Below are 23,478 nucleotides of genomic sequence, written 5' to 3'. Positions count from 1 at the left end.
CATGAACGACCAGAACGACCTGCGCGAGAACCTCACGTACGAGAAGTTCGGCGGAGCCATCCGCGACCTCGCGCAGACCATCGCCGACGACGGCTACGAGCCCGACATCGTGGTCTCCATCGCGCGCGGAGGCGTGTTCGTGGCCGGCGGGCTCGCCTACGCCCTGGACTGCAAGAACATCCACCTGGTGAACGTGGAGTTCTACACCGGCGTCGGCACCACCCTCGAAATGCCGGTCATGCTGGCCCCCGTGCCCAACGCCATCGACTTCTCCGGCAAGAAGGTGCTGATCACGGATGACGTGGCCGACACCGGCAAGACGCTGAAGCTGGTCTACGACTTCTGTCTCGACCACGTCGCCGAGGTGCGCAGCGCGGTCATCTACGAGAAGTCCCACTCCCTCGTGAAGTGCGAGTACGTGTGGAAGCGCACCGACGAGTGGATCAACTTCCCCTGGTCCGTCGAGCCGCCCGTCGTGCGCCGCGAGGGCCAGGTCCTCGACGCCTGATCCCGCCGCGAGAACGTCGAAGGGCCCCGCCGGGCCGCAGCCCGGCGGGGCCCTTCCACGTGTCCGCCGCTAGATCGTGCCCAGCTTGATCAGGGACAGCAGCGCGACCAACTGGATCGCCGAGGCGCCGAGCGCCTTCGGCCAGGGCAGGTCGTGGGACTTGCTCACCATCGACGTGAACAGGGCGCCGGCCGCCAGCCAGGTCGCCCAGCCCAGCACCTGGACCACGCCGTTGTCGCCGCCCAGGAACAGGGCGAGCAGCAGGCGCGGCGCGTCCGTCAGGGACATGATCAGCATCGAGAGGCCCACCGTGGGCTGCCACGCGCCGTCGCCGCCCAGCTGGCGGGCCATCGTGTGGGTCACCGCACCGAGGATCAGGCCGCCGATCACGAAGACGACGCCGGTGATGAGGACCACCGGGATCGCCTTGGAGAAGGTGGTGCTGATGACGTCCTCGCGGGCCTGGTCGAAGCCGAAGATCGCCAGCATTCCGTAGAGGAACGTGATGATCAGCGCCGGGCCCCACACCGGGTAGTCCCGCATCTGCCAGAAGGTCGGCCCCGGGCGCGTCACGATGCCGGACAGGAGTTCCTTCCACGGCAGCCGGGGGCCGCTGGGCTGGGCCGGTGCGGCGCCCGCGCGGTAGGTTGCGCCGTCGCCGTACGGGTCCTCGCCGACGCTGAACGCCTGGGTGTGGCCCGGGTTGTTCGCGTACGGGTCCTGGGCGGGGGCGTAGCCCTGCGGCCGGCCCTGACCCGGTCCCTGGCCCTGGTAGTACGGGTCGCCGAAGTACTCCGGCTCGTCCTGCTGCGGGTAGGGCTGCCCGTACTGCGGCTGTCCGTTCCCGTACTGCGGCGGCTGTCCCTGCCCGTAACCCTGCGGTCGCTGCTGTGCGTGCCCCTGCCCATGCCCGTACTGCGGCTGCTGCCGGTCGTCCGGCCACTGCTGTGCCGGTGCCTGCTGCTGCCCTTGCTGTTGCGGTTGCCGCGGGGGGCGGTTGTTGTCCCGGCCGCCGCGTCCGATCCTGAATCCAGCCACGAATCGAACGTACCTGTTCCGCGGGGATGCCAACCGGGGGGCGGCCGGAACCGGACGCCTTTGCGGCTGACCTGTGACATCCCCTAGGGGGCCGGGAATCCGGGGCGTTTTGGTTGAATCCAGCCCGATTTACACGGCTGCGCCCGAAGCTGACGGTAGCCGTTACATTGCCTACGCATTACGCAAACACGGCACTCGTAGCTTTGTTGATGTCGCCGCCATAAACCTCATCAGATGCGGCATGTGCGACATCACAGACAGGCTTCACGCTCAACGTTACGAGGAAGATCAGCCATGCGCGCCACCCGCCGAACCATCCGCACCGCCGCCATCGCCACCGGAGCCATCGCCGCTCTCGCCCTCCCGGCCGGTGCCGCCTTCGCCGACTCGCCCGCGACCCCGTCCGACGCGCAGCTCCAGCCGCACGGACAGGCGGGCGACGAGACCCCCAAGTCCGACGTGCTGCCGGGCACGGACAAGGGCGACGAGTCGAAGAAGGACGAGTCGGAGAAGGGCGACGAGGCGAAGACGGACGACGCCAAGAAGGACGAGGCCAAGAAGGACGACGCCGGCAAGGGTGACAAGAAGGACGACACCCAGAAGGACGTCCGCGCCTTCGTGAAGTCCGTCAAGCTCGCCGACGGCTCCGTCGCCAAGGTCTACAAGCTCGGCCAGAACCACTACGAGGCCGAGATCTGGGCCAACGGCAGCAAGCTCGACACCCTCGTCGCCAAGGGTGCCTCGGCCGCCGGCCAGAACAACGGCCTGCACGTCGTGCTGAACCCGGACGGCACCGTCACCTCCTGGGTCGACGGCGGCAAGAAGAAGGACGAGAAGAAGGACGACAAGCGGGACGAGCGCAGGAAGGACGAGCGCCGGAAGGACGACAAGAAGTCCTACGTCATCTCCTCCGTGAAGATCACGATGCCCGACGGCCGGATCGCCAAGCTGATCAAGACCAGCAACGGCCCGCGCGTCGAGATCTCCATGGCGAACGGCACCTTCCTCGGCGCGATCGACCCGAAGGACCCGTCCGCGCTCAACGACGGCTGGACGTACAAGATCGTCAATGCCGGCAAGGGCTTCTACAAGTTCGTCGTCATCGACGGCCGGAACGGCGGCAACAGCTGGGTCTACGACTTCGGCGGCAAGCTGATCGAGAAGTACACCGTCCAGAAGGACGGCAAGAAGGCGCAGCCGCACCGCGACACGAAGACCGCGGACCGGACCACGGCCAACGTCGTCCCGAAGGGCGGCGTCAAGGCCGGTGCCGAGGGCGTCTCCAACGGGTCGTCCGACCAGACCCCGATGCTCGCCGCCGGTGGTGGCCTGGCGGCGGCCGGTGCCGCGGGCCTCGGCTTCGCCATGCTGCGCCGCCGCGGCAGCCAGGGCTGATTCTCCGGCCCCGGGCGCGACGGGGCCTCCCGGCACAACGGAAAGCGGCCGGCTCTGCCTTCGGGCAGAACCGGCCGCTCCCGGGTGCGGGGCTACCGGGTGACTACTTGACCGGCTCGGGCTCCGGCTCGCTCTCGGCCTCGGCGGCGCCCGCCGGGTCGACCGGGGTCTTCACCGAGTCGAGGAGCAGCTGCGCCACGTCCACGACCTGGAGGTTCTGCTTGGCTTTGACGCCCGTGGAGGAGCCACTTTCGGATGCAGCCTTCTTGCCGTTGACCGAGTCGGTCAGCATGACCAGGCAGAACGGGCAGGCGGTGGAGACGATGTCCGGGTTGAGGGACAGGGCCTCGTCGACGCGCTCGTTGTTGATGCGCTTGCCGATCCGCTCCTCCATCCACATGCGCGCACCACCGGCGCCGCAGCAGAAGCCGCGCTCCTTGTGGCGGTGCATCTCCTGCTGGCGCAGGCCCGGGACGGCCGACATGATCTCGCGCGGGGGCGTGTAGACCTTGTTGTGACGGCCCAGGTAGCAGGGGTCGTGGTAGGTGATCAGACCGTCCACCGGCGTGACCGGGACCAGCTTGCCCTCGTCGATGAGGTGCTGGAGCAGCTGGGTGTGGTGGATGACCTCGAACTCGCCGCCCAGCTGGGGGTACTCGTTCGCGATCGTGTTGAAGCAGTGCGGGCAGGTCGCGACGATCTTCTTCGCGGACTTCGGCTTCTTCGTCGACTCGTCTTCGTCGTCCTCGCCGTACGCCATGTTCAGCATGGCGACGTTCTCCTGGCCGAGCTGCTGGAACAGCGGCTCGTTGCCGAGGCGGCGGGCCGAGTCACCGGTGCACTTCTCGTCGCCGCCCATGATCGCGAACTTGACGCCCGCCATGTGCAGGAGCTCCGCGAAGGCCTTGGTGGTCTTCTTCGCCCGGTCTTCGAGGGCGCCCGCGCAGCCGACCCAGTACAGGTAGTCGACCTCGGTGAGGTCCTCGATGTCCTTGCCGACGATCGGGACCTCGAAGTCGACCTCCTTGGTCCACTCGACGCGCTGCTTCTTGGCGAGCCCCCAGGGGTTGCCCTTCTTCTCCAGGTTCTTGAGCATCGTGCCCGCCTCGGACGGGAACGCGGACTCGATCATCACCTGGTAGCGGCGCATGTCGACGATGTGGTCGATGTGCTCGATGTCGACCGGGCACTGCTCGACGCAGGCGCCGCAGGTGGTGCAGGACCACAGGACGTCGGGGTCGATGACGCCGTTCTCTTCGAGGGTGCCGATCAGGGGGCGCTCGGCCTCGGCGAGGGCCGCCGCCGGGACGTTCGCCAGCTGCTCCTCGGTCGCCTTCTCGTTGCCTGACCCCGCGCCGCCAGGCGCTGATGGATCCTGCTTGCCGCCGCCGGCCAGCAGGTACGGGGCCTTGGCGTGCGCGTGGTCGCGCAGGGACATGATCAGGAGCTTGGGCGAGAGCGGCTTGCCCGTGTTCCAGGCGGGGCACTGCGACTGGCAGCGGCCGCACTCGGTGCAGGTGGAGAAGTCGAGGATGCCCTTCCAGGAGAAGTGCTCGATCTGCGAGACGCCGTAGACGTCGTCCTCGCCCGGGTCCTCGAAGTCGACCAGTTCGCCGTTGGAGGCCATCGGCTGGAGCGCGCCGAGCGCGACGCCGCCCTCGGACTCGCGCTTGAAGAAGATGTTGGGGAAGGCCAGGAAGCGGTGCCAGGCCACGCCCATGTCGGTCTTCAGCGCGACGGTGATCATCCAGATGAAGGACGTCGCGATCTTCAGGCCGGCGAAGAAGTAGGTGAGGTTCTGGAGCGTGGAGAGGTCCATGCCGCGGAACCAGGCGACCACCGGGTACGAGACGAAGAACGAGGCCTCGTAGCTCTCCACGTGGTGCTGGGCGCCTTCGAGGGCGTGCAGCGTGAAGATGCAGATGCCGACGATGAGGATGACGGCCTCGACGAAGTACGCCTGGCCGGTGTTCGAGCCCGCGAACCGGGACTTGCGGCCCGGGCGGCCCGGACGGTTCAGCTGCCGGATGACGATGAGCGTCAGGATGCCGAGCGTCGTCATCGTCCCGAGGAACTCGACGAACATGTTGTACGGCGGCCAGTCTCCGATGACCGGCAGAATCCAGTCGGCCTTGAAGAGCTGGCCGATGGCGTTGACGATCGTCAGGAGCAGCGAGAAGAAGCCCACGGCCACGAACCAGTGCGCGAAGCCGACGATGCCCCACTTGTTCATGCGCGTATGGCCGAGGAACTCCTTGACCACGGTGATCGTGCGCTGCGTGGGATCGTTCGTGCGGGTGCCGGCCGGGACGTTCTGGCCGAGCCGCACGAAGCGGTAGATCTGCACGACGGCACGGCCGAACAGCGCTACGCCGACCGCGATTAGGACCAGCGACACGATGATCGCGGCGAGTTGCATGAGGGGGCTCCTCGGGCCTGCGAGGTGGGTTACGGGGGACGGGCTCGAACGGATTACTAAGCAGTAACTTATCCAGTCCACCTGAGCGTACCCACTTCCATGGCCGCACTGTAGCCGCGCAGGCGGTGATCTGTGTCGCTCAGCGTGCCCTTGGTCGTCGCCGGATATCCATCGTGTTATTCACCACATATGGGGACATAACAAACTAACTTGTTGTCGGCCACGACGATCGAACCGAATGGGCGTCCCCATGCCAGCTCCCGCCACGTACCTCGTCACCGGTGGTGCCGGATTCATCGGCTCGCACCTGGCCGATGCGCTGCTCGGCCAGGGCCACACCGTGATCGTGCTCGACGACCTGTCCACCGGCGCCCGCGCCAACCTCGCCGACGCCTGGTCCGATCCCCGGCTGCGCTTCGTACGCGGCTCGGTCCTCGACGAGCGCCTGGCCGACGAACTCGTCGCGCGCTGCGACACGGTGGTCCATCTCGCGCCTGTCACCGGAGCCATCGGCGCGACCGCGCTGCGGCACGGCGTCCGGCACCTGACCGCGGCGGCCGACGGCCGCGGCGAGGCGGCCTCGGGCGCCACCGTCGTACGCCTCGGCGACACCGTCGGGCCGCGCCAGTCGCCCGCGCACGTCACCCTGCTCACCCGTCTGGTGCGCCGCGCGATCGCGGGCGAGCCGGTCTCCGTGCACGGCGACGGGGCTCGCACCCGCCGCTTCCTCGACGTCGCCGACGCGGTCGAGGCGCTGCTCGCGCTGCTCGCCCACCCGGGCGCGGCGGGCGCCGAGTTCGACATCGCGGGGCAGGAGGAGATCGCCGTCCTCGACCTCGCCGAACGCACCGTGGCCCGCAGCGGTTCAGCCTCGCCGGTGCGGTACTTCCCGTACGTCGTCGACGGCGTCCCGCACGGCACGTCCGCCGGGGCCGGGGACCGGCCGCTGGACGCCGCGCCGCTGCGCGAGCTGACCGGATGGCGGCCCGCCCGCGGCCTCGACGACATCCTGGACGCGGCCATCGACCGGGCCCGCGACGAGGCCCCCGTCGTCCTGCCCGGCTTGCGAGCGCCCGCCGCTTCGCCGGCCGGCCAGCACCTCGGCTGAGGGGGCGGCCGACATGCTGCACGGGCTCGCGGCCGCGACGGCGGCCCTCGTACTGACCGCGCTCCTCGCCGGCCTGGGCCGCACCTTGATGCTGAGGTTCGGCCGCAAGGGCGGCGACGCCACCCCGCACCTCGGCGGCATCGCCGTCGCGCTCGCCACCCTCGGCGTCGCCTGCGCGGGACCACTGCTCGGCGTCGCCGAACTGGGCCCGGGCGTCGCCCCGTTGCTGGCCGCGGCCGGCGCGGTCGCGCTGCTCGGCCTGCTCGGCGACCTGCGGCCGCTGGGCCTGCGGGTCCGCATCGTGGCGGAGGCGGGCGCCGCCACCGTCGTGGTCACCCTGGCCGGGCTCTCACCGGGCACGGGCGCCCTCGCGGTCCTGTGGATCGTGTTCGTCACCCACGCCTTCCAGCTCCTGGACCACTCCGACGGGGCGATGGGCGCGGTCGCCGCCGTCACCGCGCTCGGTCTCGCGGTGTGCGCCATCGCCGAGGGGCACCCCGGACACGGCCTGCTCCTGAGCGTGCTGGCCGCTGCCCTCACCGGGTTCCTGCTGCACAACTGGCACCCGGCCCGCATCCATCTCGGCGACTGCGGCTCGCTGTTCACCGGATTCCTGCTCGCCTCGTCCGCGGTCACCGTGCACACCGGGGCGCCCGGGGCCCGCACCGGCGCGGAACTCTTCGCGCTCACGCTCCTCGTCCTGACCGACACCCTGCTCGTCCTGGTGTCCCGCCACCGCGCGGGCCGGCCGCTGCTGCGCGGGGGCGGCGACCACATCGCCCACAGGCTGCGCAAACTCGGCCTCACCCCGCAGGGCTCGGCCGTCGTGCTCGGCGTCGCCTCGCTGGCCGCCACGATCGTCGGGCTCCAGTTCCACGACGGGCGCATCGCCCCCGTGGTCGCGCTGCCGCTCGCCCTGCTCGTCCCCGTCGCGGTGGTGCTGCTCCTGCGGGTCCCGGTGTACGGGCCCGCCTCGCGGCGCCGCACCCCTCGCGCCCGCGCCCCGCAGAGCGAGAGCGCCCCCGTCGACCTGGCCCGGGGCCGGGGCTGAACCCCGCCCCCGGCGGCAGCCCGCCCCCGGCGGCAACCCGCCTCCGGCAACCCGGCTCCGGCAACCCGCCTTCGGCAACCCGCCCCGCCAGCAAGCAACCCGCCTCCAGCAGGGAGCAGTACGCCCGTGATGACCACCCTCCTGCACCGGCTGCACCGCGCACTGCGCCGCCTCGGCATCGACGTGGTCCGCCACCGCCCCGGCGGCCACGCCCTGGTCCGGCTGCTCGCCCGGTACGAGATCGACCTGGTCCTCGACGTCGGCGCGCACCGCGGCGACTTCGCCGCCCGGCTGCGCGAGGCCGGCTACCGCGGCCGCATCGTCTCCTTCGAGCCGCTGCGCCAGCCCCGCGCCGAACTCCGCCACCGCGCCGCCCTCGACGACACCTGGAGCGTGCTGCCGTACGCGCTCGGCGACCGCTCGGGCACCGCGACCCTCAACATCTCCGGCGACTGGGGCCCCGCGAGTTCCCTGCGCGCGATGCTGCCCCGGCACCGCGCGGCGGCCCCGCGCACCGCGTGCACCGGCGACGTCATCGTGGAGACGCGGCGCCTGGACGAGCTGTGGGAGCAGGTCACCGCGCCCGGCGAACGGGTCTTCGTCGCGCTCGACGTGCAGGGGTACGAGGCCCAAGTCCTGGACGGGGCAGGGCGGTTCGCGGACGAGATCTGCGGGGTGCGGATCGGGGCGCCGCTGGTGCCGCTCTTCGAGGGCGCCGAGCTCTTCGACGAGCTGCTCGCGCGCACCCGCGACGGCCTCGGCCTGACCCTGATGTCCCTGGAGCCCGGCTTCACCGATCCGCGCGACGGCCGGCTGCTCCAGTGCGACCTGGTGCTGCTGCGCGAGGACGGCCCGGCCCCCGGCGAGCAGGTGCCCGCGCAGGCCGCCGCGGTGGTGTGAGAGCGTCGAACGGGGCACGATGAGACATACTCCAGCGCGAACCGGGTAAGCCTAGAAAGCGCCCCTGACCTGCGCTTATGACTCCTCTTGCAGATAAGCGCAGGATAAAACTTGAGTCGGCTGCACTCAGCTCTGTTGACGCGGCGGGAACGGTCATGCATCCTTGAGCCAGATCCACTCAAGTAGTCATCTGGAGGAATCGAAATGGCACGTGCGGTCGGCATCGACCTGGGCACGACTAACTCCGTCGTCAGCGTTCTTGAAGGCGGCGAGCCCACCGTCATCACCAACGCAGAGGGCGCCAGGACCACGCCGTCCGTCGTCGCCTTCGCGAAGAACGGCGAGGTGCTGGTCGGCGAGGTGGCCAAGCGCCAGGCGGTCACCAACGTCGACAGGACCATCCGGTCGGTCAAGCGCCACATGGGCACCGACTGGAAGATCGAGCTCGACGGCAAGAGCTTCAACCCGCAGCAGATGAGCGCCTTCATCCTGCAGAAGCTGAAGCGCGACGCGGAGGCCTACCTCGGCGAGAAGGTCACCGACGCGGTCATCACCGTGCCGGCGTACTTCAACGACTCCGAGCGCCAGGCGACCAAGGAGGCCGGCGAGATCGCGGGCCTCAACGTCCTGCGCATCGTCAACGAGCCGACGGCCGCCGCTCTCGCCTACGGCCTCGACAAGGACGACCAGACGATCCTCGTCTTCGACCTCGGTGGCGGCACCTTCGACGTGTCCCTCCTGGAGATCGGCGACGGCGTCGTCGAGGTGAAGGCCACCAACGGTGACAACCACCTCGGTGGTGACGACTGGGACCAGCGCGTCGTCGACTACCTGGTGAAGCAGTTCCAGTCCGGTCACGGCGTGGACCTGTCCAAGGACAAGATGGCCCTCCAGCGCCTCCGCGAGGCCGCCGAGAAGGCCAAGATCGAGCTGTCCTCGTCCACCGAGACCTCGATCAACCTGCCCTACATCACGGCGTCCGCCGAGGGCCCGCTGCACCTGGACGAGAAGCTCACGCGCGCCCAGTTCCAGCAGCTCACGTCCGACCTCCTGGAGCGCTGCAAGACGCCGTTCCACAACGTCATCAAGGACGCGGGCATCAACCTGTCCGAGATCGACCACGTCGTTCTCGTCGGTGGTTCCACCCGCATGCCGGCCGTCGCCGAGCTCGTCAAGGAGCTGACCGGCGGCAACGAGGCCAACAAGGGCGTCAACCCGGACGAGGTCGTCGCCATCGGCGCCGCCCTGCAGGCCGGTGTCCTCAAGGGCGAGGTCAAGGACGTCCTGCTCCTCGACGTCACCCCGCTGTCCCTCGGCATCGAGACCAAGGGAGGGATCATGACCAAGCTCATCGAGCGCAACACCACGATCCCGACCAAGCGGTCCGAGATCTTCACGACGGCCGAGGACAACCAGCCGTCCGTGCAGATCCAGGTCTACCAGGGCGAGCGCGAGATCGCGGCGTACAACAAGAAGCTCGGAATGTTCGAGCTGACCGGTCTGCCGCCGGCCCCGCGCGGTGTCCCGCAGATCGAGGTCGCCTTCGACATCGACGCCAACGGCATCATGCACGTGACCGCGAAGGACCTCGGCACGGGCAAGGAGCAGAAGATGACCGTCACCGGCGGCTCCTCGCTGCCGAAGGACGAGGTCAACCGCATGCGTGAGGAGGCCGAGCAGTACGCGGAGGAGGACCACCGCCGCCGCGAGGCCGCCGAGAGCCGCAACCAGGGCGAGCAGCTCGTCTACCAGACCGAGAAGTTCCTCAAGGACAACGAGGACAAGGTCCCGGGCGAGGTCAAGACCGAGGTCGAGGCCGCCGTCGCCGAGCTGAAGGAAAAGCTCAAGGGCGAGGACTCGGCCGAGATCCGCACCGCCACCGAGAAGGTCGCCGCCGTCTCGCAGAAGCTGGGCCAGGCCATGTACGCCGACGCCCAGGCCGCGCAGGGTGCCGCCCCGGGTGCCGAGGGCACCGAGCAGGCCCACCCCGCCGGTGACGACGACGTCGTCGACGCCGAGATCGTCGACGACGAGAAGCCGAAGGGCGGCGCCGCCTGATGACGGAGGAGACCCCGGGCTTCGAGGAGAAGCCCGACGTCCCCTCCGGCGCTCAGGAAGACGCCGAGCCGAAGGCCGCCGACTCCTCCGAGGAGGAGAAGGCGGCCCCGGCCGGGGACGCTGCCAAGGACATCGCCCTGCAGGCCCAGCTGGACCAGGCCCAGACGGCGCTCACCGAGCGCACCACGGACCTCCAGCGCCTCCAGGCCGAGTACCAGAACTACCGCCGTCGCGTGGAGCGGGACCGCGTCACGGTCAAGGAGATCGCCGTCGCCGGCCTCCTGACCGAGCTGCTGCCCACGCTCGACGACATCGGCAGGGCCCGTGAACACGGCGAACTGACCGGCGGCTTCAAGTCGGTGGCCGAGTCTCTCGAGACGGTCGCCGCGAAGATGGGCCTCCAGCAGTTCGGCAAGGAGGGCGAGCCCTTCGACCCGACGGTCCACGAGGCCCTGATGCACAGCTACGCGCCGGACGTCACCGAGACGACCTGCGTGGCGATCCTGCAGCCGGGCTACCGGATCGGCGAGCGTACGATCCGCCCCGCGCGGGTCGCGGTGGCCGAGCCCCAGCCGGGTGCGGCCGCCAAGGAAGAGAAGTCGAGCGACGAGGAGAGCGGTGGCCCCGACAAGGGCTGACGCAGCGGTCATGAGAGCCGTGATCGTCCGGAAGGAGGGACGTCGATGAACACGAAGGACTTCGTCGAGAAGGACTACTACAAGGTTCTCGGCGTCCCCAAGGACGCCACGGACGCCGAGATCAAGAAGGCGTACCGCAAGCTCGCGCGCGAGAACCACCCCGACGCCAACAAGGGCGACACCAAGGCGGAGGAGCGCTTCAAGGAGATCTCCGAGGCGAACGACATCCTCGGCGACCCCAAGAAGCGCAAGGAGTACGACGAGGCGCGCGCCCTGTTCGGCAACGGAGGCTTCCGGGCCGGACCGGGCGCGGGCGGCGGCAGCTTCAACTTCGACCTGGGCGACCTGTTCGGCGGGCAGCAGCCCGGCGGGGGCGGCGCGGGCGCCGGCGGCTTCGGCGGCGGGCTCGGCGACGTGTTCGGCGGCCTGTTCAACCGGGGCGGCGCGGGCACCGGCCAGCGCACCCAGCCGCGCCGCGGCCAGGACCTGGAGTCCGAGGTGAGGCTCAGCTTCACCGAGGCGGTCGACGGGGCCACGGTCCCGATCCGGCTGTCCAGCCAGGCCCCCTGCAAGGCCTGTTCGGGCACCGGCGACAAGAACGGCACCCCCCGGGTGTGCCCGACCTGCGTCGGTACGGGGCAGGTCTCGCGCGGCTCGGGCGGCGGCTTCTCGCTGACCGACCCGTGCGTGGACTGCAAGGGCCGCGGCCTGATCGCCGAGAACCCCTGCGACGTCTGCAAGGGCAGCGGCCGGGCGCGCTCCTCGCGCACCATGCAGGTCCGCATCCCGGCCGGCGTCAGCAACAACCAGCGCATCCGGCTCCGCGGCAAGGGCGCGCCGGGCGAACGGGGCGGCCCCGCGGGCGACTTGTACGTCGTGGTGCACGTCGACGCGCACCCGGTATTCGGCCGCAAGGACGACAACCTGACGGTCACCGTGCCGGTCACCTTCACGGAGGCGGCTCTCGGCGCCGAGGTCAAGGTGCCCACGCTCAGCGGTCCGCCGGTCACCCTGAAACTGCCCGCGGGCACCCCCAACGGCCGTACGATGCGGGCCCGCGGCAAGGGCGCGGTCCGCAAGGACGGCACCCGGGGCGACCTGCTCGTCACGGTCGAGGTGGCCGTGCCGAAGGAGCTGGACGACAAGGCCCGCGAGGCCTTGGAGACCTACCGCGAGGCGACCGCGGGCGAGGACCCGCGAGCAGAACTGTTCCAGGCCGCGAAGGGAGCATGACATGGATCCCCGCCAGCGTCGGCAGCCTCAATTCGGCGGCCGGGCGTACGAGTTGACCGACGAGACGCCGGTGTACGTCATCTCGGTGGCGGCCCAGCTCTCCGGTCTGCATCCGCAGACCCTGCGGCAGTACGACCGCCTCGGCCTGGTCTCGCCCGACCGCACGGCCGGGCGCGGCCGGCGCTACTCGGCCCGCGACATCGAACTGCTGCGCAACGTCCAGGAGTTGTCGCAGACCGAGGGCATCAACCTGGCGGGCATCAAGCGCATCATCGAGTTGGAGAACCAGGTGGCGGCGCTCCAGGCCCGGGTCGCGGAGCTGTCCTCCGCGGTCGAGGGCGCGGCCGTCGCGATGCAGCAGCGCGAGGCCCAGGTGCACGCCTCCTACCGGCGGGACCTGGTCCCGTACCAGGACGTCCAGCAGACCAGCGCGCTGGTCGTCTGGCGGCCCAAGAGGTCCTCGGAGTAGCCCTGCCGGGGCCAGCTCCTGACAGCGCGTCACAGGCCCGTCGTCCCGTTCCGGGGCGGCGGGCCTCGCGCGTGCCGAGCCGTCGTGAACCGGCAACCCGATCGGGATAAGGTCATCGGTCTCGGTGGCAGGGAGGCGGGCAGGGGCATGTCGGAGCAGGTGGCGCATCCGCACGGCGCGGACCGGCTGTGTCCGCCCGCGGAACGGGCGTACGCGGACGCGCTGCGGGCCGGGCGGATCGCGCGCGAGGACGCGCGCGAGGCCACCTGCCTGATCGACCTGGGCCTGCTGCACCCCGACCCGGCCGCCCTCGACTGGCTGCTCCCGACCTCCCCGCAGGCGGTGATGGCCCGGCTGCTGCGCGGCGTCCACGAGGACATCGCGGCGAGCCAGGCCCGAACGGGCGTGGTGGCGGCGGCGTTCGAGCGCTTCGCCGCCCTCGGCGCGCCGGCGGCGGCCGACAGCGAGGCCATCCGCGTCCTGGACGGCATCCCGCGCATCAACGCGGCCATCGACGACGCGATAGCCGGCTGCACCACCGAATCGCTCACCATCCAGCCCCGCGGCATCCGGCCCGAGCACATCCTGTCGCAGGCCCTGCCCCGCGCCCTGGACATGCTGGACCGGGGAGTGCGCATCCGCACCCTCTACACGCACGTGGCCCGCCACGGCCCCGGACTCCACGACTATCTGCACCAGTTGGATGGCCGGGCGGTGGAGGTGCGCACCCTGGACGAGGTCACCGACCGGCTGCTGCTCTTCGACCGTACGGTGGCGATCATCCCCGCCGCCGCGGACGACACCAGCGCCCTGGAGCTGCGCCATCCGGCGCTCGTCGAATACCTCGCCACCGTCTTCGAGCGGCTGTGGCGGCTCGCGGTGCCGCTGAGCGACGCGGTGCCCGCGGCCACCGACTTCGAGGGCATCACGCACCGCGAGCGGGTCATCGCGGCGCTGCTCGCCGAGGGCCACCAGGACGCGGTGATCGCCCAGCGGCTCGGCATCAGCGTGCGCACCTGCCGCCACCACATCAGCCGTCTCGCCGCGGCGCTGGGCAGCTCCAGCCGCACCCAACTCGGCGTCCGCATAGCCCAGTCGGGCCTCGACGCGCACCCCCGCTGATCCGCGGTGCACCGGCATGCGGACATGTCGTCCTTTATTCCGCCTCCAGTTGATGCAGTGCAGCAACATGATGGTGGTGGCCGAGCGGCTCCCGATGCATCGTGGTGGGCAGTATGAACAGCTCGACTCACGGGGATGCGGGGCCGGACGGCGGCGTGGTGGACGCCGCGGCCGTGGCCCTGCTCGTGCGCGGCATCCACGACGGCCTCGCCGAGACGCGCCGCCGCGCGGGCGCGGTGGCCGAGGCCTTCGAGCGGTACGCCTCGCTCACCCCGGGCGCCCCGCGGCCGGGACAGGCCGTCCGGGTGCTCGACGGCTTCGAGGCGATCGACGGGGCCATCGCCGAGGCCTCCGCCGGCTGCGTCACCGAGATGCTGACCGTGCAGCCCGACGGCATCCGCTCGCCCAGCATCCTGGCGCACGCCTCCACCCGGGACCCGGCGCTGGTGGCCCGCGGCGCCCGGATGCGCACCCTGTACACGCACGTCGCCCGGTACGGACCGGCCCTGGGCGCCTATCTGGAGCGGCTCGGCGACGGCGCCGAGGTGCGCACCCTGGACGAGGTCATCGAGCGGATGATGGTCTTCGACCGCACGGTGGCGTTCCTGCCCGCCAACCCCGAGCGCACCAGCGCTCTGGAACTGCGCCAGCCTGCGCTGGTCGGGCATCTGGTGACGTACTTCGAGTGCCTGTGGAACCGGGCCGTCCCGCTGTCCGAGCCCGTCCCGGCGGCGACCGGGATCGCGGGCATCACGCACCGCGAGCGGGTCATCGCGGCGCTGCTGGCCGAGGGCCACCAGGACGCGGTCGTCGCCCAGCGGCTCGGCATCAGTGTGCGCACCTGCCGCCACCACATCGGCCGCCTCGCCGAGGCGCTCGGCACCTCCAGCCGCGCCCAGCTCGGCGTGCGCATCGCCCGGGCCGGCCTCGGCGGCCCGGCGTGAGCGGCTCAGGCGTCCTTGTCCAGGATGCCCGACTGGGCGATGAGGTAGCCGAGTTGGGCCCGGCTGCCGCTGCCGAGGGCCGCGGCGAGCTTGGCGATGTGCGCGCGGCAGGTGCGGACGTTCATGCCGAGCCTGCGCGCTATGGCCTCGTCGACATGGCCCTCCACCAGGAGCTTGGCGATGGAGCGCTGGACGCCGGTGATGCCGGCCGTCTCCAGGTGGTACGGCACCTCGTCGTCCCACGGGACGGCGTACTGCCAGAACTGGTCGAAGACCCCGACCAGGTACTGCACGAGCCCCTCGTGGCGCAGTTCCAGGGCGACTTGGCGGTCGCTGCGGGCGGGGATGAAGGCGACCTTGCGGTCCATGATGATGAGCCGGTCGATGATCTCTTCCAGGGTGCGCACTTCGAGACCGTACGGAGCGATCCGTTCCACATAGCCGATGGTGGCACTGTGGTGGCGGGCGGTGTGCTGGTAGAGGGTGCGCATCTGGACACCGCGGGCGACCAGCGGTTCGATGCGCCGCAGGGCGGCCTCGAAGGTCTCGGGGCGGCGGCCGCTGCCGGGCTGGATGACGAGGAGTTCCTCGCTGCACTCGTCGATCACGCGGTCGAGCGTCGCGTTGATCAGTTCCAGGCCTTCGAGGACGGTGATCGCGTGGGTGCCGCTGAGCGAGGGCGTCGCGATCGACATGAACGGCTCGAAGGTGTTGGCGAGGGCGACCGAGAGCTTGCGGCGCTCCTGGATCTCGCGTTCCAGCGGCTGGGTCAGCAGGTTGAGCACCACGGTGGGTGGAACCGGCCGCAGCAGCTGGGCGTCGTCGGGATCGGGGCGCAGCAGGGTCAGGTCGACCAGACACGGGGCGGAGTCGGCCTCTGAGCGGGTAATCCCGCCCGTACGCAGGGCAAGGGCGTACAGAGCCGTTCCTGTCTCGCACAGATCAACTGGGCCGTGATCGTGTCCTATATGCCCCTGTTTCAACCTAGTTGCACCCCCCTCATCCTTTTGAATTACAGGAACATGATGCCTGGCTGCGCTGGTGGAAGTGGTCGGAGTGGGCCATCGTCGTATCCGCGGGGGGAGGTAATGATCAAAAGAGGTGGAGATCGGCCATGAGCAGGATGGTTCGAGCACTAAGCACGACAGCCGTTGTGGCGGCTGCTCTCTGCGCTCTCTCGGCGCCTGGGGACATTTCTTGGGAGACCCACCCCGCGAAGTCCGGAGTCACGACCGCCCAGGACATCAGCTGGGAGATCGCACCGAAGGGCGCGAACACGGACATCTCCTGGGAGTCCGCACCTGCGGGTGCTGTCGCATGAGCTTCCCGCCCGACGACCGCACCTTCCGGCGCGAAATGGCCACGGCCTACCGCTCGGGGTGGCATTTCATCGACCTCGCCACAGCAGTTCCGTTCCGTGGCGATTCGTTGATGGTCACCCTGCTCGGTGAGCCGATCCTGATCGCCCGTGAGGACGACGAGGACGTACGTGCCTACCGATGCCTGCGCCGGCCGCGCGGGGCGCCGCAGCCCATTCGCTGCGTGGTCCGGTACGGCATGGTCTTCGTCAATCTCGACCAACGTGACCACCAGCTTTTCGAGTCGGAGACACAGCCCGATTCATCCACCGCCACCCCCCGCAGTGCCTGACGCGATCCCCCGTCGTTGTACATCGCGCAGGTGCTTCCCCCACACAGCGGCGCCATCGTGGACCTGAACACGGTGGCGCCGCTGTGCTGCCCGGGGACGGAAGACCCCGTCAGGCGTTGCCCATCGCCCGGGTCAGCCTGATCTCGATCAGCACCCGCTGCGGGTTCTCCCGCGGGACCCGCTGGTAGCGCTCGGTGTAGCGCGCCTCCGCGTCCGCGATCAGCTCGGGTTCCGTGCGGATGAACGCGCGGCCCTCCAGCGTGGCCCAGCGCCTGCCCTCCAGCTGGCAGAGCGCGACCCGCGCGCCCGCCGGATCCGCCTCGGCCGCCGCCCGGATGTTGGCCACTTTTCGGCTGCCCCCGCTGGTGATGATCCGCGCCAGACCCGCCTCCGGGTCGTAGGTCGCCCCCACCGGCACCACGTGCGGCGAGCCGTCCGGCCGCGGTGTCGTCAAGGTGCAGATGTGGCGCTCTCGCCAGAAGCTGAGATAGGCACTGTCGGGCCTGCGTACGTCATGAGCCATGGCCCAGAAACCTAGCGCAGCCGGCCCTTCCCTCATTCCTTCCCCCGCCTTGAGCGGAATGGGCTCAACTTTGTGTACGTTGGAAGGGTCATAGGAAGTGCCGCCATGACCGACGTACGACGAGGAGGAGCGAACGCACGTGGATGCCGAGCTGACCAACAAGAGCCGGGACGCGATCAACGCCGCGAGCAGCCGGGCCGTCGCCGGGGGCCACCCGGATCTGACTCCCGCGCATCTGCTGCTCGCACTCCTGGAGGGCGAGGACAACGAGAACATCGTCGACCTGCTGGCCGCGGTGGACGCGGACCAGGCCGCCGTGCGCTCCGGCGCCGAGCGGCTGCTGGCCGCGCTGCCCAGCGTGACCGGCTCGACCGTCGCCCCGCCGCAGCCCAACCGCGAGCTCCTGGCCGTCATCGCGGACGCGGACCAGCGCGCCAAGGAGCTGGGGGACGAATACCTGTCCACCGAGCACCTCCTCATCGCCCTCGCCGCCAAGGGCGGGCAGGCCGGTGAGATCCTCTCCGGGCAGGGGGCGAGCGCGAAGAAGCTCCTTGCCGCGTTCGAGACGAGCAGGGGAGGGCGCCGGGTGACCACACCCGACCCGGAGGGTCAGTACAAGGCGCTGGAGAAGTTCGGTACGGACTTCACGGCGGCCGCACGCGAGGGCAAGCTCGACCCGGTCATCGGCCGGGACCAGGAGATCCGCCGGGTCGTCCAGGTGCTGTCCCGGCGCACCAAGAACAACCCGGTGCTCATCGGCGAGCCCGGCGTCGGCAAGACCGCCGTCGTCGAGGGACTCGCCCAGCGCATCGTGAAGGGCGACGTACCGGAGTCGCTGAAGAACAAGAAGCTGGTCTCGCTCGACCTCGGCGCGATGGTCGCGGGCGCGAAGTACCGCGGCGAGTTCGAGGAGCGCCTCAAGACCGTCCTCTCCGAGATCAAGGAGAGCGACGGCCAGATCATCACGTTCATCGACGAGCTGCACACCGTCGTCGGCGCGGGCGCCGGCGGCGACTCGGCGATGGACGCGGGCAACATGCTCAAGCCGATGCTGGCGCGCGGCGAGCTGCGCATGGTCGGCGCGACCACGCTCGACGAGTACCGCGAGCGGATCGAGAAGGACCCGGCCCTGGAGCGCCGCTTCCAGCAGGTCCTGGTCGCCGAGCCGTCCGTCGAGGACACCATCGCGATCCTGCGCGGGCTCAAGGGCCGGTACGAGGCACACCACAAGGTGCAGATCGCGGACAGCGCGCTCGTCGCCGCCGCGACCCTGTCCGACCGGTACATCACCTCCCGCTTCCTGCCGGACAAGGCCATCGACCTCGTCGACGAGGCGGCGTCCCGGCTGCGCATGGAGATCGACTCCTCGCCGGTCGAGATCGACGAACTCCAGCGCTCCGTCGACCGGTTGCGCATGGAGGAGCTGGCGCTCAAGAACGAGACCGACGCCGGTTCGCTCCAGCGCCTGGACAAGCTCCGCAAGGACCTCGCCGACAAGGAGGAGGAGCTGCGCGGCCTCAACGCCCGCTGGGAGAAGGAGAAGCAGGGCCTCAACCGGGTCGGTGAGCTGAAGGAGAAGCTCGACGACCTGCGCGGCCAGGCCGAACGCGCCCAGCGCGACGGCGACTTCGACACCGCTTCCAAGCTCCTGTACGGCGAAATCCCGGGCCTGGAGCGGGAGTTGGAGGAGGCCGCCGAGGAGGAGGCCGAGCAGGAGAAGTCCAAGACGGGTGACACCAAAAGCGGGATGGTCAAGGAGGAGGTGGGCCCCGACGACATCGCGGACGTGGTCGGCGCCTGGACCGGCATCCCCGCCGGACGCCTGCTGGAGGGCGAGACGCAGAAGCTGCTTCGCATGGAGGACGAGCTGGGCAAGCGCCTGATCGGCCAGACGGAGGCCGTGCGCGCGGTCTCGGACGCGGTGCGCCGCACCCGGGCCGGCATCGCCGACCCCGACCGGCCGACCGGCTCGTTCCTCTTCCTCGGCCCCACGGGCGTGGGCAAGACCGAGCTCGCCAAGGCCCTCGCCGACTTCCTCTTCGACGACGAGCGGGCCATGGTCCGCATCGACATGTCGGAGTACAGCGAGAAGCACTCGGTGGCCCGCCTGGTCGGCGCGCCTCCCGGCTACGTCGGCTACGAGGAGGGCGGCCAGCTCACCGAGGCCGTCCGCCGCCGCCCGTACTCCGTGGTGCTCCTGGACGAGGTCGAGAAGGCCCACCCCGAGGTCTTCGACATCCTGCTCCAGGTCCTCGACGACGGGCGCCTGACCGACGGGCAGGGCCGCACGGTCGACTTCCGCAACACCATCCTGATCCTCACCTCCAACCTGGGCAGCCAGTACCTGGTCGAGCCCTCGACCAGCGAGGAGGTGAAGAAGCAGCAGGTCCTGGACGTGGTGCGGGCCTCCTTCAAGCCGGAGTTCCTCAACCGCCTCGACGACCTGGTGGTCTTCTCGGCGCTCACCAAGGACGAGCTGTCCCACATCGCGGGGCTCCAGATCGAACGGCTCGCCAAGCGTCTCGCCGACCGCCGGCTCACCCTGGAGGTCACCCCCGAGGCCCTGGCCTGGCTCGCCGAGGAGGGCAACGACCCGGCCTACGGCGCGCGTCCGCTGCGCCGCCTGATCCAGACCGCGATCGGGGACCGGCTCGCCAAGGAGATCCTGGCCGGCGAAGTCCGCGACGGCGACACGGTTCGGGTCGACCGATTCGGGGAGGGGCTCATCGTGGGGGCCGCGAAATAGCGCCGATCGGACCTCCCGGCCCCGATTCGGTCAGCTCCTGGCGGATACCCGGGGTCGGGGCTTGCCAGCCCTGCCCCGGCATGGGGGAGGATGACCGGAACCGTACGAAGGAAGATTCACGATGAGCATCGACCCGTCCTCGATTCCGAATTTCGGGGCTCAGCAGGGCCCGCAGCCCGGCGGCGCGCCGACCGGGCCCGTCGTGCCCGACCAGGATCTGGTGAAGCAGCTCCTGGACCAGATGGAGCTCAAGTACGTCGTGGACGACGAGGGCGACCTCGCCGCGCCCTGGGAGGATTTCCGTACGTACTTCATGTTCCGCGGCGACGACGACCAGCAGGTCTTCTCGGTGCGGACGTTCTACGACCGGCCGCACAGCATCGACGACAAGGTCCAGATCCTGGAGTCGATCGACGACTGGAACCGCCGCACCCTGTGGCCCAAGGTCTACACGCACACCCACGACGACGGCACCGTCCGCCTCATCGGCGAGGCGCAGATGCTGATCGGCACCGGTGTGGCCCTGGAGCACTTCGTGTCCTCCACGGTGAGCTGGGTGCGCGCCTCCATCGAGTTCGACAAGTGGCTCCTGGAGCAGCTCGGCCTGGAGAAGGACGTCGACGGCGACGAGGGCGAGGAGTCCGGCACCCCGGACGCCGAGTGACGCGTTCGCGCGCCTGACGCGTCCTTCGTGCCCGGCGCCTCACAGCGCCATGGAGGCCCGCGTCAGCAGATAGGCCCCGTAGCAGAACGAGAGCCCGGCCAGGGCGACGGTCACCGCGACCGCCGCCCGGGGCCGGGCTTTCGTCAGTGCGAGCGCCGGCGGGATCAGGAGCGGGAAGGCGGGCAGCAGGAAGCGCGGCTTCGACTCGAAGTAGCCGGCCCCGCCGACCGTGATCAGGACGAGCACCCCGGTGTAGACGAGCAGCGGCAGCGACGGCCGGTCGAGCGCGTACAGCACGAAGAGCAGCACCATCACCGCGGTGAGCAGCGCCGCCATCGGGAAGCCCAGCTCGAACGGGAAGGTCGCGAGCCGTTTGGCGAACCGCAGCGTGCCCATGCCGAAGTCGAACCGGGACGTCCAGCCGGACTGCACCGCGAAGTAGCCGCCGAGCGGGTCGCCCTCGCGCACCCCCACCCACAGGACGTAGCCGCACCAGCCGAGCGGCGCGAGCAGCGCCCCCGCCCAGGGCCGCCAGGATCGGTCATCGCCGCGCCGGATCTCCACCGCGGCGGCCACCAGGACCGCCGCGGCCACCGCGATGGCGTTGGGCCGCGCGAGCCCGGCGAGCAGCGCGAGCGAGCCCGCCCACAGCCAGCGGCGCTCCAGGACCGCCCACAGCGACCAGGCCGCAAGGGCCGTCATCACCGGCTCGGTGTACGCCATCGTGAGGACGACGGCGTGCGGGAGCAGCCCCCAGAGCAGCACCAGGAGGGTGCCGACGGGCCGGCCGTACAGGCGCTCGCCGATCAGATAGATCGCGCAGGCCGCGGCGGCCGCCGCCGTCCACGACAGGAGCAGCCCCGCGGTGCCGCCGGTGACCGGCAGGACGGTGGTCACGGCCCGGATCAGGCCCGGGTAGAACGGGAAGAACGCCAGGTCGCTCTGGACCGCGCCGTCCGGCCAGAACAGCGTGCGGCCGTATCCGTGGGCGGCGATCCGGGTGTACCAGTCGGCGTCCCAGGCGGTGGCGAGCCGGGCCCGGGGCGCCATGTCGCGGTGCCAGGCGGCGGCCGCGAACACCAGGAGTCCGGTCAGCCGCGCCGCGGCGAACAGGCCGAGCGCGGGGGCCGCCCGGCGCAGGGCGGCCGCGCAGCGCGAGGCGCTCGTGATGCCGCCGGCCCCGCGGAAGCGGGCGTGAGCGGTGATCTCGGCGGACAGGGGGCACCTCCGGGCGCGCGTGATCGGTCAGACCGACCATCGGCGCGGAGCCCGCGTCCCGCGACCGCAGCGCCCCCGACCGGGTGGAACTCCGCCCGCCCGGCGGTGCGCAAGCGGGTCACGGGGACCGCGCGCGCCCCGCCTAGCCGGCCAGTGCCTTGAGGCGGGCGACCGCCTCTTCGAGTACCGCCGTCTGCTTGCAGAAGGCAAACCGGACAAATGGCGCACCTTCCTCGCGGTGATCGTAGAAGACCGCGTTCGGGATCGCCACGACGCCGCAACGTTTCGGCAGGGCGCGGCAGAACGCGAAGCCGTCGCTCTCGCCCAGCGGGCGGATGTCGGTGGTCACGAAGTAGGTTCCGGCCGGCCGGAACACCTCGAACCCGGCCGCCGCGAGCCCGGCGCTCAACAGGTCCCGCTTGGCCTGGTGGTCCGCGCGGAAGTCGTCGAAGTAGGCCTCCGGAAGCCGCAGCGCCTCGGCCACCGCGTACTGGAAGGGCCCCGAGCCCACGTACGTCAGGAACTGCTTGGCCGAGCGGACGGCGGCCACGAGCTCGGGGGCCGCGGTGATCCAGCCGACCTTCCAGCCGGTGAACGAGAACGTCTTGCCGGCCGAGCCGATGGTGACCGTGCGCTCGCGCATGCCGGGGAAGGACGCGAGCGGAACGTGCTCGCCGCCGTCGAAGACGAGGTGCTCGTACACCTCGTCGGTGATCACCAGGAGATCGCGCTCGCAGGCCAGCTCGGCGACCGCGGCCAGCTCCGCGCGGCTCAGGACCGTTCCGGTCGGGTTGTGCGGCGTGTTGAGCAGGATCAGGCGGGTGCGCGGGGTGATCGCCGCGCGCAGCTCGTCCAGGTCCAGCGCGAAGTGCCGGTCGGCACCCCCACCGAGGGCCCCCTCCTGCGGACGCAGGGTGACGGGCACCCGGGTGCCGCCCGCCATCGCGATGCACGCGGCGTACGAGTCGTAGTACGGCTCCAGGGCGACGACCTCGTCGCCGGGTTCCACGAGGGCCAGCAGGGACGCGGCGATCGCCTCCGTGGCGCCCACGGTGACGAGCACCTCGCGGTCCGGGTCGTACGCCAGGCCGTAGCGGCGCAGCTGGTGCTCGGCGATCGCGGTGCGCAGCTCGGGGACGCCGGGGCCGGGCGGGTACTGGTTGCCGTGCCCCTCGCGCAGGGCGCGGACCGCCGCCTCCCGCACCGCCTCGGGGCCGTCGGTGTCGGGGAAGCCCTGACCGAGGTTGATGGACCCGGTCTGCTGGGCGAGGGCGGACATCTCGGCGAAGATCGTCGTGCCGAACTCGGCGAGGCGGCGGTTGAGGAGGGGGCGCGCGCTGGAGGTCATGACGGCCATCCTGCGGGCAACCTCTGGAGTTGCTCAAGTGTGCTTTGGCGCTCGGAGCCCGAGGGCATCCACCTTCCACGCGGGACGACGGGGGACCGCTGGAGAGAAGGACGGTGGGGGATGGACATCGCGATCGTGCTGGGAATCGCCGCTCTGGTGGTGCTGCTCGTCGTGGCGGCGCGGCGGCGGCGCGGGCCCGCGCGGCGACGCGGACGCTCGTCGGCGGCCGGGTCCTCCGCCGCGGGGGCGAGCTGGTGGGCCGGCGGCGGCTCGGACGGCGGGAGTTCGTCGTGCGGCAGCGGAAGCGGCGGCGGGCACCACGGGGGACACTCGTGCGGAGGCAGTCATTCCTGCGGAGGCGGCGGCCACTCCTCGTGCGGCGGCGGCTCGTCCTGCGGGGGCGGCGGCTGCGGTTCGAGCTGAGGACCCCATTCGGCCGTCGACCG

The 23,478-nt window shown here is 70.7% G+C and carries 21 protein-coding genes; 15 read left to right on the top strand and 6 right to left on the bottom strand.

What is annotated here, in order from left to right; translation table 11 throughout:
- Position 1 precedes the first annotated feature (1 nt).
- Complete coding sequence (locus IE267_RS37425) at positions 2 to 508, top strand: phosphoribosyltransferase (RefSeq protein WP_189766314.1); 507 nt, start codon at positions 2 to 4, stop codon at positions 506 to 508.
- Between the two features lie 69 nt (positions 509 to 577).
- On the opposite strand, the gene IE267_RS37420 is transcribed toward IE267_RS37425, so the two are convergent.
- Positions 578 to 1,546, bottom strand: a complete 969-nt coding sequence (locus IE267_RS37420) for a Yip1 family protein (RefSeq protein ID WP_167158743.1) — start codon at positions 1,544 to 1,546, stop codon at positions 578 to 580.
- 294 nt (positions 1,547 to 1,840) lie between these two features.
- On the opposite strand from IE267_RS37420, the gene IE267_RS37415 reads away from it, so the two are divergent.
- Positions 1,841 to 2,941, top strand: a complete 1,101-nt coding sequence (locus IE267_RS37415) for a GVDTG sorting domain-containing protein (protein WP_189766313.1) — start codon at positions 1,841 to 1,843, stop codon at positions 2,939 to 2,941.
- Between the two features lie 103 nt (positions 2,942 to 3,044).
- Here IE267_RS37415 and IE267_RS37410 read toward each other — a convergent pair whose 3' ends face one another.
- Positions 3,045 to 5,360: a (Fe-S)-binding protein gene (locus IE267_RS37410; protein ID WP_189766312.1), complete on the bottom strand. Its 2,316-nt coding sequence runs from the start codon at positions 5,358 to 5,360 to the stop codon at positions 3,045 to 3,047.
- A gap of 250 nt (positions 5,361 to 5,610) precedes the next feature.
- Here IE267_RS37410 and IE267_RS37405 point away from each other — a divergent pair, with 250 nt between their 5' ends.
- The 9 genes from IE267_RS37405 (at position 5,611) to IE267_RS37365 (ending at position 14,883) form a co-directional block, all read left to right on the top strand.
- On the top strand, positions 5,611 to 6,468 hold the full coding sequence (locus IE267_RS37405; RefSeq protein WP_167158749.1) for an NAD-dependent epimerase/dehydratase family protein: 858 nt from the start codon (positions 5,611 to 5,613) through the stop codon (positions 6,466 to 6,468).
- Between the two features lie 13 nt (positions 6,469 to 6,481).
- Complete coding sequence (locus IE267_RS37400) at positions 6,482 to 7,519, top strand: MraY family glycosyltransferase (protein WP_189766311.1); 1,038 nt, start codon at positions 6,482 to 6,484, stop codon at positions 7,517 to 7,519.
- 129 nt (positions 7,520 to 7,648) lie between these two features.
- Complete coding sequence (locus tag IE267_RS37395; RefSeq protein WP_229861650.1) at positions 7,649 to 8,419, top strand: FkbM family methyltransferase; 771 nt, start codon at positions 7,649 to 7,651, stop codon at positions 8,417 to 8,419.
- A gap of 204 nt (positions 8,420 to 8,623) precedes the next feature.
- The gene (gene dnaK, locus IE267_RS37390) at positions 8,624 to 10,477 is read left to right on the top strand and encodes a molecular chaperone DnaK (protein WP_161245284.1); all 1,854 of its coding nucleotides are present in this window, start codon (positions 8,624 to 8,626) and stop codon (positions 10,475 to 10,477) included.
- Positions 10,477 to 11,115, top strand: coding sequence for a nucleotide exchange factor GrpE (gene grpE / locus IE267_RS37385; protein ID WP_161245285.1), 639 nt, complete (start codon positions 10,477 to 10,479; stop codon positions 11,113 to 11,115). Before dnaK ends, grpE begins: the two co-directional genes overlap by 1 nt.
- 45 nt (positions 11,116 to 11,160) lie before the next feature.
- A complete protein-coding gene (dnaJ, locus tag IE267_RS37380; protein WP_167158755.1) occupies positions 11,161 to 12,348 on the top strand; it encodes a molecular chaperone DnaJ in 1,188 nt (395 codons plus the stop codon).
- A gap of 1 nt (position 12,349) precedes the next feature.
- A complete protein-coding gene (locus IE267_RS37375; protein ID WP_167158757.1) occupies positions 12,350 to 12,817 on the top strand; it encodes a heat shock protein transcriptional repressor HspR in 468 nt (155 codons plus the stop codon).
- A 147-nt stretch (positions 12,818 to 12,964) separates the two neighbouring features.
- Positions 12,965 to 13,939, top strand: a complete 975-nt coding sequence (locus IE267_RS37370) for a helix-turn-helix transcriptional regulator (protein WP_161245288.1) — start codon at positions 12,965 to 12,967, stop codon at positions 13,937 to 13,939.
- Positions 13,940 to 14,052: 113 nt separating this feature from the next.
- On the top strand, positions 14,053 to 14,883 hold the full coding sequence (locus tag IE267_RS37365; protein WP_167158759.1) for a helix-turn-helix transcriptional regulator: 831 nt from the start codon (positions 14,053 to 14,055) through the stop codon (positions 14,881 to 14,883).
- A 5-nt stretch (positions 14,884 to 14,888) separates the two neighbouring features.
- Here IE267_RS37365 and IE267_RS37360 read toward each other — a convergent pair whose 3' ends face one another.
- The gene (locus IE267_RS37360; protein WP_202518835.1) at positions 14,889 to 15,866 is read right to left on the bottom strand and encodes a helix-turn-helix transcriptional regulator; all 978 of its coding nucleotides are present in this window, start codon (positions 15,864 to 15,866) and stop codon (positions 14,889 to 14,891) included.
- A 334-nt stretch (positions 15,867 to 16,200) separates the two neighbouring features.
- On the opposite strand from IE267_RS37360, the gene IE267_RS37355 reads away from it, so the two are divergent.
- Complete coding sequence (locus IE267_RS37355) at positions 16,201 to 16,533, top strand: Rieske (2Fe-2S) protein (protein WP_100573747.1); 333 nt, start codon at positions 16,201 to 16,203, stop codon at positions 16,531 to 16,533.
- Between the two features lie 109 nt (positions 16,534 to 16,642).
- Here IE267_RS37355 and IE267_RS37350 read toward each other — a convergent pair whose 3' ends face one another.
- Positions 16,643 to 17,056, bottom strand: coding sequence for a pyridoxamine 5'-phosphate oxidase family protein (locus tag IE267_RS37350; protein ID WP_167158761.1), 414 nt, complete (start codon positions 17,054 to 17,056; stop codon positions 16,643 to 16,645).
- A 139-nt stretch (positions 17,057 to 17,195) separates the two neighbouring features.
- Between IE267_RS37350 and clpB the strand changes: the two genes are divergently transcribed.
- Both clpB and IE267_RS37340 read left to right on the top strand, forming a co-directional pair.
- Complete coding sequence (gene clpB, locus IE267_RS37345; RefSeq protein ID WP_167158763.1) at positions 17,196 to 19,802, top strand: ATP-dependent chaperone ClpB; 2,607 nt, start codon at positions 17,196 to 17,198, stop codon at positions 19,800 to 19,802.
- Between the two features lie 121 nt (positions 19,803 to 19,923).
- Positions 19,924 to 20,466 carry a type III secretion system chaperone family protein gene (locus IE267_RS37340; protein WP_161245293.1) on the top strand — a complete coding sequence of 181 codons (543 nt, stop codon included), beginning with the start codon at positions 19,924 to 19,926 and terminating at the stop codon, positions 20,464 to 20,466.
- 39 nt (positions 20,467 to 20,505) lie between these two features.
- Here IE267_RS37340 and IE267_RS37335 read toward each other — a convergent pair whose 3' ends face one another.
- Both IE267_RS37335 and IE267_RS37330 read right to left on the bottom strand, forming a co-directional pair.
- Positions 20,506 to 21,546: a putative hexosyltransferase gene (locus tag IE267_RS37335; RefSeq protein ID WP_308428887.1), complete on the bottom strand. Its 1,041-nt coding sequence runs from the start codon at positions 21,544 to 21,546 to the stop codon at positions 20,506 to 20,508.
- Positions 21,547 to 21,826: 280 nt separating this feature from the next.
- The gene (locus IE267_RS37330; RefSeq protein WP_189766309.1) at positions 21,827 to 23,041 is read right to left on the bottom strand and encodes a pyridoxal phosphate-dependent aminotransferase; all 1,215 of its coding nucleotides are present in this window, start codon (positions 23,039 to 23,041) and stop codon (positions 21,827 to 21,829) included.
- Positions 23,042 to 23,152: 111 nt separating this feature from the next.
- Between IE267_RS37330 and IE267_RS37325 the strand changes: the two genes are divergently transcribed.
- Complete coding sequence (locus tag IE267_RS37325) at positions 23,153 to 23,455, top strand: hypothetical protein (RefSeq protein ID WP_189766308.1); 303 nt, start codon at positions 23,153 to 23,155, stop codon at positions 23,453 to 23,455.
- Positions 23,456 to 23,478 lie beyond the last annotated feature (23 nt).

This window comes from Streptomyces xanthochromogenes (assembly GCF_014650455.1).
Lineage (GTDB): Bacteria > Actinomycetota > Actinomycetes > Streptomycetales > Streptomycetaceae > Streptomyces > Streptomyces xanthochromogenes.
The sequence above is the reverse complement of the archived record's forward strand: the minus strand, read 5'-3'. Positions and strand labels throughout refer to the sequence as shown.

What these genes read in the sequence shown, in the direction of transcription:
- dnaK (WP_161245284.1), top strand. Translation starts at nt 8,624, where the DNA reads ATGGCACGTGCGGTCGGCATCGACCTGGGCACGACTAACTCCGTCGTC.
- IE267_RS37330 (WP_189766309.1), bottom strand. Translation starts at nt 23,041, where the DNA reads ATGGCCGTCATGACCTCCAGCGCGCGCCCCCTCCTCAACCGCCGCCTC.
- IE267_RS37395 (WP_229861650.1), top strand. Translation starts at nt 7,649, where the DNA reads ATGACCACCCTCCTGCACCGGCTGCACCGCGCACTGCGCCGCCTCGGC.
- IE267_RS37400 (WP_189766311.1), top strand. Translation starts at nt 6,482, where the DNA reads ATGCTGCACGGGCTCGCGGCCGCGACGGCGGCCCTCGTACTGACCGCG.
- IE267_RS37425 (WP_189766314.1), top strand. Translation starts at nt 2, where the DNA reads ATGAACGACCAGAACGACCTGCGCGAGAACCTCACGTACGAGAAGTTC.
- IE267_RS37405 (WP_167158749.1), top strand. Translation starts at nt 5,611, where the DNA reads ATGCCAGCTCCCGCCACGTACCTCGTCACCGGTGGTGCCGGATTCATC.
- grpE (WP_161245285.1), top strand. Translation starts at nt 10,477, where the DNA reads ATGACGGAGGAGACCCCGGGCTTCGAGGAGAAGCCCGACGTCCCCTCC.
- IE267_RS37340 (WP_161245293.1), top strand. Translation starts at nt 19,924, where the DNA reads ATGAGCATCGACCCGTCCTCGATTCCGAATTTCGGGGCTCAGCAGGGC.
- IE267_RS37365 (WP_167158759.1), top strand. Translation starts at nt 14,053, where the DNA reads ATGAACAGCTCGACTCACGGGGATGCGGGGCCGGACGGCGGCGTGGTG.
- dnaJ (WP_167158755.1), top strand. Translation starts at nt 11,161, where the DNA reads ATGAACACGAAGGACTTCGTCGAGAAGGACTACTACAAGGTTCTCGGC.
- IE267_RS37325 (WP_189766308.1), top strand. Translation starts at nt 23,153, where the DNA reads ATGGACATCGCGATCGTGCTGGGAATCGCCGCTCTGGTGGTGCTGCTC.
- IE267_RS37410 (WP_189766312.1), bottom strand. Translation starts at nt 5,360, where the DNA reads ATGCAACTCGCCGCGATCATCGTGTCGCTGGTCCTAATCGCGGTCGGC.
- IE267_RS37415 (WP_189766313.1), top strand. Translation starts at nt 1,841, where the DNA reads ATGCGCGCCACCCGCCGAACCATCCGCACCGCCGCCATCGCCACCGGA.
- IE267_RS37370 (WP_161245288.1), top strand. Translation starts at nt 12,965, where the DNA reads ATGTCGGAGCAGGTGGCGCATCCGCACGGCGCGGACCGGCTGTGTCCG.
- IE267_RS37350 (WP_167158761.1), bottom strand. Translation starts at nt 17,056, where the DNA reads ATGGCTCATGACGTACGCAGGCCCGACAGTGCCTATCTCAGCTTCTGG.
- IE267_RS37375 (WP_167158757.1), top strand. Translation starts at nt 12,350, where the DNA reads ATGGATCCCCGCCAGCGTCGGCAGCCTCAATTCGGCGGCCGGGCGTAC.
- IE267_RS37355 (WP_100573747.1), top strand. Translation starts at nt 16,201, where the DNA reads ATGAGCTTCCCGCCCGACGACCGCACCTTCCGGCGCGAAATGGCCACG.